The following is a 10,877-nucleotide window of genomic DNA, read 5'->3' as shown; positions in this document are numbered from 1 at the left end:
CCGCGGCCGTCGGCGCACTGGTCCGCGAGTGGGGCGGCGAAGGCCGGGCGACGGCGATCGGCACCGGCGACCGGCTGCCGGAACCGAGCGCGGCCCTGCTCAACGGCACGCTCGCGCACTCGCTCGACTTCGACGACACGCACCTGCCGTCGGTGCTGCACCCGTCGGCGTCCGTGGTCCCGGCCGCGCTGGCGGTGGCGGAGTCCCGCGGCGCGACGGGCGCCCAGCTGCTGGACGCGATCGGCGTCGGCGTGGAGATCACGGTCCGGCTCGGCATGGCGGGCTACGACGAGGAACTCGGCAACTCGGTGTTCTTCGAACGCGGCCTGCACGCGACGGCGATCTGCGGCGCACTCGGCGCGGCGGCGGCCGCGGCGATGCTGTCCGATGTGGACGAAGCAGGGATCGCCGACGCGCTGGGCATCGCGGCCAGCATGGGTTCGGGCCTGCTGGAGGCCAACCGCACGGGCGGCACGGTGAAGCGCGTCCACTGTGGCTGGGCGGCGCACGCGGCGGTGACGGCGGCCGGGATGGCGCGCCACGGCATCACCGGCCCGCCGACGGTGCTGGAGGGCCGGTTCGGGCTGCTGCAGGCGTTCTGCGGCGACCAGTCCGATGTGGACGCGATCGTCGACGGCCTCGGCGAGCGCTGGGAGCTGCCCGGCATCTTCTTCAAGCCGTACCCGTGCAACCACTTCACGCACGCGGGCATCGACGCGGCCCGCCGCCTGCGCGCCCGCGGCGTCGACCCGGCGGAGATCGTGGAACTGGAACTGGGCGCGCCGACGGCGGTGCTGCGCACGATCGCCGAGCCACGCGAAGCCAAGATCCGGCCGCAGTCCGGTTACCACGCCGCGTTCTCGGGCCCGTACACCGTGGCCGCCGGGCTGCTGGGCGGCGGCGGGCTCGGCGTCTTCCACGACGACTTCACCGACGAAGCCGCCGCGGACCCGGCGCGACTCGCACTGGCGGCGAAGGTCCGCTGCGTCCCGGACGCCCGGTGCGACGAGATCTTCCCCCACCAGTTCCCGGCGGTCCTGCGCGCGCGGCTGCGCGACGGCAGCGAGCTGGAGGAACGCGTCGACGCCAACCGTGGTGGGCCGCAGAACCCGCTGTCGGCGGACGAACTGGCGACGAAGTTCCGGCTGAACGCGTCGCGGGTGCTGCCGGAGGAGGTCAGCGAGCGCATCACGAAGCTGACCTACGGGCTCGCGGAGCTGGCGGACATCACCGAGCTGACGGGGTTGCTCCGCAGCTGAAGGCAACCCCGCCTGCCGGGAATTCCGGAAGCGGGCCCGCCGGGAAATCCCGGCGGGCCCGTTCTGCCTCACCGGCCCACAGTCACCGAACCGGTGAGCGGACCGAGCCGCACCGTGTGGGTTCCGCGCGGCAGGTCCCGCACCTCGAACGACACGCCGGTGGTCTGGTCCTTCCGCACGAAAACCGCCCGCTCGCCGGCAACCGCGCCGTCGATCCACAGCAGGGCCTGGTACGTGCCCGCGACCTCGCCGACGTCCTTCACCGACGCGGTGACCCGCACCGGCGCCCGGCCGTGGCCGCCGTCGACGTGCAGGTCCGCCACCGCGAACCGCGGCTCGGGGCCGGGTGCCCGGTCGTGGACGAAGATGTCCGAGTACCCGTTCGTGTCGTCCTCGACGAGGTTCGTCGCCGCGCTTTCGAACGCCACGTACTTGCCGTCGGTGCTGATCGACGGGAAGTCGCTGTAGGCGTCGCCGAGCCGGCCGCCCACCCCGCCGGACACCTTGGCCGTCGTCCGCGCCCGCAGGTCGCGCACGAACACGTCCGACATGCCGTCGTCGCCGGGCACGAGGTTGGCGGCGAAGCTGAAGAACGCGACGAAGTTGCCGTCGCCGCTGATCCTCGGGCTCGCCGTGTACGCGTCCGCGCCGCCGGTCCCGCTCGCCGCCTGCGACACCAGCGTGCTCGCGCGGGTTTGCCGGTCGTACACCGAAACCTGCGACGGCGCGTCGGGGCCGCTGCTCGCGTAGGCCACCAGCCGGCCGTCCGCGCTGATCGACGGCTGGGTCGCTTCCACGCCGGCCGCCACCGGGATGATCTCCGTCGTCCCGGTCCGCCGGTCACGCACGAAGACGTCACGGTGGTCGTTGCCGGTGCCCGGCACCAGGTTCTCCGCGCCGCTCTCGAACGCGACGAACCGGCCGTCGGCGCTGACGCTCGGCTCCAGCGAGTCGCCGTCCGCCTGCACGCCGCCGGCACCCACCGAGACGCGCTCGGTCGTCCCGGCCACCCGGTCGCGCAGGAAGACGTCCTGCTTGCCGTTCGTGTCCCCCGGCACCAGGTTCGTGGCCTGGCTGAGGAACACCGCGTACCGGCCGTCGGCGCTGAAGACCGGCTGGCCGGACAGCCCGTCGGCCTGCCGCTCGTCCGACGACACCGAAATCAGCTCGTTCGCGCCCGTCCGCCGGTCGCGCGCGAAGGAGTCGGGCACCCCGTTGACGTCGCCGGGCACCAGGTTGGTCGCGCCGCTGAGGAAGCCGACGTACCGGCCGTCCGGGCTGATCGTCGGGCTGATCGCCCACGCGTCCGCCCCGGTGCCGTCCGCCGCGGCCGAGATCCGCTCGATCACGCCGGTGCGGGTGTCCCTGGCGAAGATGTCCATGTCGTCGTTCGCCTCACCGGGCGCGATCTCCGAGGCCATGCTGGCGAAGGCGATCACCCCGCCGTCGCCGCTCATGGCGGGCCAGAAGGTCTCGGCGTGGATCTGCCCGCCGTCGCGGGTCACCGAGACCCGCTGCGTCGCCGGTGGCCGCGGCAACGCGAAGTCGGCCGTGGCGGCCCGGATCGGGCGCACGGTGACCTGCCGCGGGTTCGCCGTCGAGATCCCGGCCGCCGAAGCGGTCACCTGGTAAGCGCCTTCCGGTACGTCCTTGATGGTGTAGCGGCCGGTGCCGTCCGAGACGGCGGTGAGCTCGTCGAGCACGTCCGCCACCCGCACCGTCGCGCCGGGCACCGTCGAAGCCGTCGGCCCGTAGGTGACCCGGCCGGTGATCACGCCCCGCGGCGTCGGCTTCAGCGCGACCCGCAGATCGGTCAGCTTCCCGCCGGACACCACGACTCGCACGCGCTGGTCGTGGTAGCCGAAGCGGGACAGCGTCAGGTCGTAGGTGCCCGCGGGCACGCGGATCTTGAAGTGCCCTTCGGTGTCGCTCGTGTATGACCGGCCGGTGGCGGCCACGGTGATCGTCGTGCCCCGCAACGGGTCCCGGGACTTGTCCGCGGTCACCGTCCCGGTGATGCCGCTGGTGAGGCGCGCTTCGGCGACGGCGGCGGCCGCGTCGATCCGGCCCGCGCCGAAGCGGGTGTTCGGCCGCGCGCCGTAGCGGTTGTCGAAGAACGCCGTGCCGGTCAGGATGTCCAGTGTCTCGTCGGGGGTCAGGCGCGGGTTCGCCTGCAGCATCAGCGCGACGGTGCCCGAAACGTGCGGGGTCGCCATCGACGTGCCGCTCAGCAAGCCGTACTCACCGCCGGGCAGCGACGACAGGACGTCGACGCCGGGCGCGGACAGGTCCGGCACGACGTAGCTGTCGGGCCAGTTCGCCGGGGCGTCGGCCCAGTCCTTCTTCCGCACGACGCCGCCGCACGAGAAGTCCGGGACGTTGTCGTCGGCGTCGGTCGCGCCGACGCCGGTCGCTTCGAAGACGTTGCCGGGCGCCGCCGAACCGCCCGCGACGCACTCGTTGCCGATGGCGAAGGCCGGGAACGCGCCCGCGAGGTAGATGTTGCGGGCGGGTTCGACCATTTCGCTGCTGTAGCCCTCTTCGCCGAGCGACATGCTCACGACGTCCGCGGGCTCACCGGCCGGCTTGCCGTCGGCGTCGTAGGGTGCGATCGCCCACTGCATCCCGGCGATCACCTGGGTGAGGGTGCCGGTGCCACCCGGGATCACGAGCCCCGCCATCAGCTCCGCGCCGGGCGCGACGCCGATCTGCGTGCCCGAGCTGTGCCCGCCCGCGATGGTGCCCGCCACGTGGGTGCCGTGGTAGGAGCTGTCGTGCGGGGTGGAGTGGACCGGGGAGCCGTCGGCGGCGAACTCGAGCCAGCCACCGGGGTGCTCCGGGTTCGCCGGGTCGGCGCTGACGAGCTTGCCCGCGAGGTCCGGGTGCTGGGTGTCGATGCCGGTGTCGAGGATCGCCACCCGCACGCCGGCGCCGGTGCCGCCGTCCCGCTGGACCCGGTCGGCGCCGATCTTCTGCACGCCCCAGGCCACCGCGGGTTCCGCCGCCGCCTGCTGCTGGGTCTTCCGGGGTTCGGTCGGCGAGTGCAGCGTGAAGTTGGGGATCACGCGGTCGACCAGCGGCAGCGCGGCGACCGCGTCGAGGGTGCCCGGGGTGGCGCGGACGAGCACCATGTTCTTGAGCCAGAACGTCTTCACGACCTGGTCCCGGCGGGCCCCGACGAGGTCGACGACCGGCGCCTGCATGGCCGTCGCCGAGTCGGTGAGCGCCTTGCGCGCGGCCGCGGGGGCCGACGGCCGCAGACCGCGATCCTTCAGGACGACGACCGCCTCGAACTTCGCGTCCGGGCCGGAGCGGGCACCGGCCATCCGGTCGAGCAGTTCCTTCGCGATCTTCGAGTGGGCGGCCGCGGGCGGCGGACCGGCGGCCACCGCCGGCCCGGCACCGAGGGACCCGGCGGTGACGAGCACCGCGAGCACCAGGTGCCGGCCACGGGTCCGCAAGGCGGACAGGGACATGGGGAGACTCCTTCGTTCCGTCAGGTCGCGGCGGACATGCGAGACGGCGCGCCCCGTGTGAGGTTGCGCGCCGTCGACTTCCCAACGGTGCAGGAATGATCACCGCGTGACAAGCTCACGAAGGTGGCGGATTCCGGTCAGGTGTCGGAAACCCGACACGAAGGAGGACGACGGTGCTGGAACCGATCGGGGTGCGCGGTGCGGACGAAGCCACCTACAACGCCCTCGTCCGGCGGACACAGGCGACCGCCCCCGAACTCGCCCAGGACACGCACCGCTCGCTGCCCGCGACCCGGCGGGCACTGCAGGCGCTCGTCGAGGCCGGCCTGGCGACGCGGTCGGCCGGACGTCCGCCCCGGTACGTGGTCGTCCCGCCCGACCGGGCCATCGAGGCGGTCCTGCGCGAACGCGAGGCCGCGCTGCGCGACACGCGCCGCCACATCGGCACGCTGATGGAGACCTACCGCGCGAGCACGCGGTTCGCGCACCCGGGCGAGCTGGTCGAGGTGATCTCCGGGCAGGACGAGGTCAACGACCGCTGGACGCGGATGCAGCAGGACATCCGGGTGCAGATGCGCGGCTTCGACCGGCCGCCGTACGCGGCCCCGCAAGGGCACGGCGAGCCCAACCACGTGGAGCTCGCGCTGCTCGAACGCGGGGTCACGTACCGGGTGGTCTACGACAAGAGCGCGGTCGAGCTGCCGGGGCTGCTCGACGACATCGAACTGGGGGTGCGGCACGGCGAGCAGGCCAGGATCGCCGGCGACGTCCCGATGAAGCTGGCGATCGCCGACGACCGGCTCGCGATCATGCCGCTGATGCGCCCGGGCGACCCCGCGCTCACGGCGTCCTACCTCATCCACCCGTCCCCCCTGCTGGACGCGCTGATCGCGCTGTTCGAGTCGGTGTGGACGCGCAGCGTGCCGGTCCGGTTCGGCGCCGACGACCCCGGCGAGCTGTCGGCGGACGAGTCGAAGCTGCTGGCGTTGCTGGCTTCCGGGGTGACCGACAAGGCTGTGGGGCGGGCGCTCGGCTGGAGCGAGCGGACGGTGCAGCGCCACGTCACCAGGCTGATGCAGCGGACCGGGGCCCGGACGCGGTTCCAGATCGCGATGGAGGCCACCCGCCGCGGCTGGATCTGACCGCGGTTGGAAACCCGCTCACCGGTCTTGTCGGCGGCAAACCCTTTGCGCTACGGTCCCCGGGAGCGCTCCCAGTGGCTTCGCATCCCCTGAGAGAGGAACACCATGCGAGCTACTCCGAGAAGGAACCGCACGGTCCTCCGGGCGGTGACCACCGTGGTGCTGCTGGGCCTGGGTGTCGTGTTCCCGTCCCCCGTCGCGTCGGCCGCGGACGGCGACACCACACCCCCGACCGCGCCGGCCGATCCCCGCACCTCGGACCTGTCGTGCACCGGCGTGACGTTCTCGTGGGCGGCGTCGTCCGACGACGTCGGGGTGGCCTTCTACGACGTCTACCACGATGGCCAGCTCATGACCTCGGTGCCGGGCACGGCGCTGTCGGCCGAGCTGACCGTCGTGCCCGGGGCCACCTGGGGCCTGTACGTCAACGCCCGCGACGCCGCGGGCAACGTCTCCCAGGCCAGCCCCACGGTCCCCGTCACCGTGCCGCAGTGCCAGGCCGACACCGAGCCGCCCAGCACCCCGGCCGGCGTGACGGCGACCGCGTCGGGCACCACGGTCACCGTGCGCTGGTCACCGGCCACCGACAACGTCGGCGTCACGGGCTACGAGGTGCTCCGCGACGGCACCCAGGCCGGCTCGACCAGCGGCGCCACGACTTCGTTCACCGACAGCGGCCTGGCCGCGAACACCCGCTACCAGTACCAGGTGCGGGCGCGTGACGCCCAGGCCAACCGCTCGGCCCCGAGCACCGCGGTCGCGGTCACCACCGGTACGTCCTGCGCCACGGCCATCTGCTCGGTCACCAGGGTCGCCACCGAAACCGACCTGCCGTGGGGCCTGACCACCCTGCCCGACGGACAGGTGCTCTACGGCCGCCGTGACGCGTTCGAAATCGTCCGCCTCGATCCCGCCACCGGCACGAAAACCGTGGCCGGGCGGATTCCCGACGTCGTGGGAACCGACGGCGAGGGCGGGGTCCTGGGTCTCGCGGTGGCCGCCGACTTCGCGGCCGACCCGTGGCTGTACGTCATGCACACCAGCGCGACCGACAACCGGGTGGTGCGCGTGCGCTACCGCGGCGGCGTGCTCACCGGCACCCCGGAGGTGCTGCTCACCGGCATCCCGCGCAACAAGTACCACAACGGCGGCCGGCTGCGCTTCGGCCCCGACGGCAAGCTCTACATCTCCACCGGCGACGGCCAGAACGGCGACTGGGCCCAGGATCTCACCGTCCTCGCCGGGAAAGTCCTGCGCATCAACCCCGACGGCACCGTTCCGTCGGACAACCCCTTCGGCACTCCGGTGTGGAGCTACGGCCACCGCAACCCGCAGGGCCTGGCCTTCGACGCCCAGGGCCGGTTGTGGGAACAGGAATTCGGCAACAACGTCATGGACGAGACCAACCTGATCGTCCGCGGCGGCAACTACGGCTGGCCCCGCTGCGAAGGCACCACGGGCAGCTGCGCCGAACCCGGCTCATCGCGCCCAAGCACACCTACCCCGTCGCCGAGGCCTCCTGCAGCGGCATCGCCGTGGTCCGCACCGGCCTCTACATCGCCTGCGAGCGCGGGACGCGCCTGTACCGGGCCGAAATCTCCGGCGACAGCCTGACCGACGTCCAGCCGTACCTCACCGGCACGTACGGGCGGCTGCGCACCGTGGAACCGTCGGCCGACGGCGGCTTGTGGCTGACCACCAGCAACTACGGCGACAAGGACAGCATCCCGGACAACAGCAACGAAAGCATCCTCAAGGTCGAACTCGGACGGTGAAACCCTCTTGCGGAAGGAGAGCCGTCATGGCTCATCGAAAGACACTTCGTCGCATGTGGACGGTGACGACGGCGATCGTCGCCGCGGGTGTGGTGACGCCCGCGGCGTCCGGCACCACCACAGCTTCACCGTGCGCGCCGGACGGGACCTACGGTCCGCCGTTGCCGAGCCAGTCGGTGACGTCCCAGCTCATCCGCGGCGGGTTCAACTTCCTCGAAGGGCCCACGTGGGACCAGCGAACGGGCACCTTGCTGCTGTCGAACATGCAGAACCCCACCGGCCCCCAGGGCGTGCAGCCGTCGGCGATACTCCGCTACACGCCGCCCGGCACCTTCGAGACGTTCATCGCCGACTCGGGCAGCAACGGCCTGGCGATCACCGCCGACGGCACGCGGGTGCTCGCCGCCACCCACGACAACCGCACGGTGTCTTCCTACAACCTGACCGACCGCAGCCGGACGACCGTCGCGGCGAACTTCCTCGGCCACGCGTTCAACTCCCCGAACGACCTGACCACCGGCCGGGACGGCACCACCTACTTCAGCGACCCGAACTACCAGCGCGGCAACCGCGCCGACGAGCAAGGCGGCCGCACGAGCGTGTTCCGCGTGCGCGACGGCGTGGTCGGCCTCGTCGACGACACGCTGCCGCAGCCGAACGGCGTCGTCCTGTCCCCCGACGGCAAGACGCTCTACGTGGGAGCGACCGGAGCCGACGCGATCATGAAGTACACCGTCTTCCCCGACGGCACCACCGGGAACCGCACGACGTTCGCGAACATGCGAACGCCCGACGGCGCGACCATCGACTGCGCGGGCAACGTCTACTGGGCCTCCTTCGACGAAGGGCTCGTCCACGTCTTCTCGCCGTCCGGCGCCCAGCTCGGCACGATTTCCGCCGGCCGCAACACCACCAACGCGGCGTTCGGCGGCCCGGACGGCCGGACCCTGTACCTCACCTCCGGGGTTTCCGGCGCGTTCGGCCTCTACCAGACGCGGCTCAACGTGCCCGGCAACCCGTACTGAACGCCGCCCGCCACGCCGAGGGCGGCGCGGACGTGGGCGGGCCAATTTCAGTGTGCTGACGGAAAGGAGCCGTCTGACGCGGGGGTTCCCAGCCGGACTCGAGCTGACGGCCGAAGAGCGGGAGAACATCACCCACCGCAACGCGGAACGTCTCTTCCGGCTAAACCCTGACTTGGCTCAAATTAGTGCGCACCGCGGTCGTGGATGCGGGTGAGGGCATCGCGGAGGTCGTCGGGTAGCGGGTCGACGGCGGTGAGGGTGTGCTCGCCAGCCTGAATGTTGATGGTGCGGTAGCGGCGGGTGGTGCACACGAACTTCTTGATCGACCAGCCGGTGGTCTGCTCGGGCTGCCCCACAGCCAGACGCTGCCTCGCCACCGCCTTGAGCGCCTCCAACGCCGCATCGTCATGCGCCGAGCCGATGTGCTCGATGTCCCGCGACCCGCGACGCGAGGAGTGCACGATCTGCACCGCCCTGGCCCCCGACGCCGTCTTCACCGTGCGCACATACGCCACGAGAGACAGCCTGGAACCGGCCGCTCAGTGCGCAGATTTCGCCGTTCACACGACGAAACCGCAGCCCAACAGCCAGCACCCTACCCAAGATCAGCGATCTTGAGCCAAAGTCAGGTAAGGTGACGGAATGGTCATGCGGGTGGCGATTCCCGTGCTGCCGTGCCGAGATGTGCAGGCAGCGCGGTCGTACTTCACGGACGCGCTCGGATTCGACACCATATTCACCTGGGAGACCCCACCTAGCTACGCGGCCGTGATCCGCGACACCGCCGAGTTCCACCTGTACGCCGAAAGCAGCGTCGGCCCGGCCAGGGTGACGGTTATCGTCGACGACGTCGATTCCTGCCACGACGAGCTGCGCGCCCGCGGCGCCGACATCGTCGAGCCACTGGCTGACCGGCCCTACGGGATGCGCGACTTCAACGTACGGACACCCGATGGACACTTGTTGATCTTTAGCCAGCCGCTTACCGAGCACGGGTGACCATCAGCGGACCAGCCGGAAGAATGACCGGACCTCGTCGACGAACAACGCCGGCTGCTCGAACGCCGCGAAGTGGCCGCCCTTGCCGGGCTCGTTCCAGTACCGGATGTTCGGGAACCGGCGCGCCGGCCGACCCGGAGATCCATTCGTTGACCTGCCAGAGGCTTTCCCGGTACAGCCGGGCGGATGAGGCACCGGTGCCGGGCAGCCAGTAGAGCATCAGGTTGTCGAGCAGCTCATCCCGGGCAATAACCCGATGCAGGTCGCCACCGGAGTCGGTCCACGACCAGAACTTCTCGACGATCCAGGCGCAGAGGGCGGCCGGCGAGTCGACCAGCCCGTAGCCGACCGTCTGCGGCCGGTTCGACTGCTGCGCCGAGTATCCGGAGCCCCATTCGTCCGCCTCCCGCAGTGTCGCGAGCGCCGCCCGCTCGGCACCGGTGAGGTCGTCCAACGTGGCCGGATCGGGCCGTGCGAGCGGCGGTATGAGATGGATGCCGGCGACCCGATCGGGTTGCCGTTGACCGATGCTCGTGGCGATGCTGGTGCCCCAGTCGCTGCCCTGGGCGCCGAACCGCCGGTCGCCGAGCCGGGCCATCAGCTCGCACCACGCGTCGGATATCCGCTCGATCCCCCACCCCGGCGCGGCCGGCTTGTCGCTGAAGCCGTAACCGGGAAGCAGCTCAACAGCCAGCACCCTACCCAAGATCAGCGATCTTGAGCCAAGTCAGGTCTCTTCCGGCTGAACGGCGGCTGGTAATGAAGTTTTCTCAGTAGCCGCGCTGATTGCCACGTTGCGGGCAGCCGCAGGGCGCCTTCGCGGGGCGCTGTCAACGCACCTTGGACGCACGGCACCAGGCGGCAGGCGTGTCACGGCTCCGGGGTGTCGGCCAGCGCCCGCACGAACGAAGACACGCAGACGTCCGGCGTCCGCAGCGAAGCGACGATGTTCCCGTCGATGCTCAGCGGCGGGTCGAGCGGCAGCGCCCGGACCCGGCGCGCGGCGAACCCGGTCAGCTGATCCGCCGTCAGCAGCGTCCAGGCGCCGTGCCCGCCGCCGACCTCGATGAGGACGGTGAGGACCGAGCCGCCCGAGCGGCCCGTCGATCCGCGGCCGGCCCGGTGCAACGCCGAGGTCACCGCGTCGTGCCACGACGGGTCCTCCGCCCGAGCGGGCAACCGGAGGGCGGCGCGGTCCAGG

The 10,877-nt window shown here is 71.6% G+C and carries 7 protein-coding genes and 2 pseudogenes; 5 read left to right on the top strand and 4 right to left on the bottom strand.

The window, feature by feature from the left end:
* The coding region (locus G3I65_RS28745; RefSeq protein WP_160698879.1) for an MmgE/PrpD family protein at window positions 1-1,259 on the top strand (1,259 nt) is incomplete at its 5' end.
* A 68-nt stretch (window positions 1,260-1,327) separates the two neighbouring features.
* Here the strand turns inward: G3I65_RS28745 and G3I65_RS28740 are convergent.
* Window positions 1,328-4,735 carry a S8 family serine peptidase gene (locus G3I65_RS28740; RefSeq protein WP_160698878.1) on the bottom strand — a complete coding sequence of 1,136 codons (3,408 nt, stop codon included), beginning with the start codon at window positions 4,733-4,735 and terminating at the stop codon, window positions 1,328-1,330.
* 173 nt (window positions 4,736-4,908) lie between these two features.
* On the opposite strand from G3I65_RS28740, the gene G3I65_RS28735 reads away from it, so the two are divergent.
* The 3 genes and pseudogenes from G3I65_RS28735 to G3I65_RS28725 all read left to right on the top strand — a co-directional run bounded on the left by G3I65_RS28735 (window position 4,909) and on the right by G3I65_RS28725 (window position 8,677).
* Window positions 4,909-5,877 (top strand): LuxR family transcriptional regulator, encoded by a 969-nt coding sequence (locus G3I65_RS28735; protein WP_160698877.1) that lies wholly within the window; start codon window positions 4,909-4,911, stop codon window positions 5,875-5,877.
* A gap of 105 nt (window positions 5,878-5,982) precedes the next feature.
* Window positions 5,983-7,652: pseudogene (locus G3I65_RS28730) on the top strand (PQQ-dependent sugar dehydrogenase).
* Window positions 7,653-7,705: 53 nt separating this feature from the next.
* Entirely contained in the window at window positions 7,706-8,677 is a 972-nt protein-coding gene (locus tag G3I65_RS28725; protein ID WP_239071499.1) for an SMP-30/gluconolactonase/LRE family protein, read from the top strand.
* A 182-nt stretch (window positions 8,678-8,859) separates the two neighbouring features.
* On the opposite strand, the gene G3I65_RS59100 is transcribed toward G3I65_RS28725, so the two are convergent.
* Window positions 8,860-9,192, bottom strand: coding sequence for a hypothetical protein (locus tag G3I65_RS59100; protein ID WP_160698875.1), 333 nt, complete (start codon window positions 9,190-9,192; stop codon window positions 8,860-8,862).
* A 127-nt stretch (window positions 9,193-9,319) separates the two neighbouring features.
* Between G3I65_RS59100 and G3I65_RS28715 the strand changes: the two genes are divergently transcribed.
* On the top strand, window positions 9,320-9,676 hold the full coding sequence (locus G3I65_RS28715; protein WP_160698874.1) for a VOC family protein: 357 nt from the start codon (window positions 9,320-9,322) through the stop codon (window positions 9,674-9,676).
* Here the strand turns inward: G3I65_RS28715 and G3I65_RS28710 are convergent.
* Both G3I65_RS28710 and G3I65_RS28705 read right to left on the bottom strand, forming a co-directional pair.
* The gene (locus tag G3I65_RS28710; protein ID WP_309235771.1) at window positions 9,660-10,373 is read right to left on the bottom strand and encodes an alpha/beta fold hydrolase; all 714 of its coding nucleotides are present in this window, start codon (window positions 10,371-10,373) and stop codon (window positions 9,660-9,662) included. The genes G3I65_RS28715 and G3I65_RS28710 overlap by 17 nt on opposite strands.
* Window positions 10,374-10,546: 173 nt before the next feature.
* A pseudogene (locus G3I65_RS28705) lies at window positions 10,547-10,877 on the bottom strand (LysR family transcriptional regulator); the annotation flags it as partial.

This window comes from Amycolatopsis sp. SID8362, assembly GCF_010550475.1.
In the GTDB taxonomy this organism is placed as follows: Bacteria; Actinomycetota; Actinomycetes; order Mycobacteriales; family Pseudonocardiaceae; genus Amycolatopsis; species Amycolatopsis eburnea.
The sequence above is the reverse complement of the archived record's forward strand: the minus strand, read 5'-3'. Positions and strand labels throughout refer to the sequence as shown.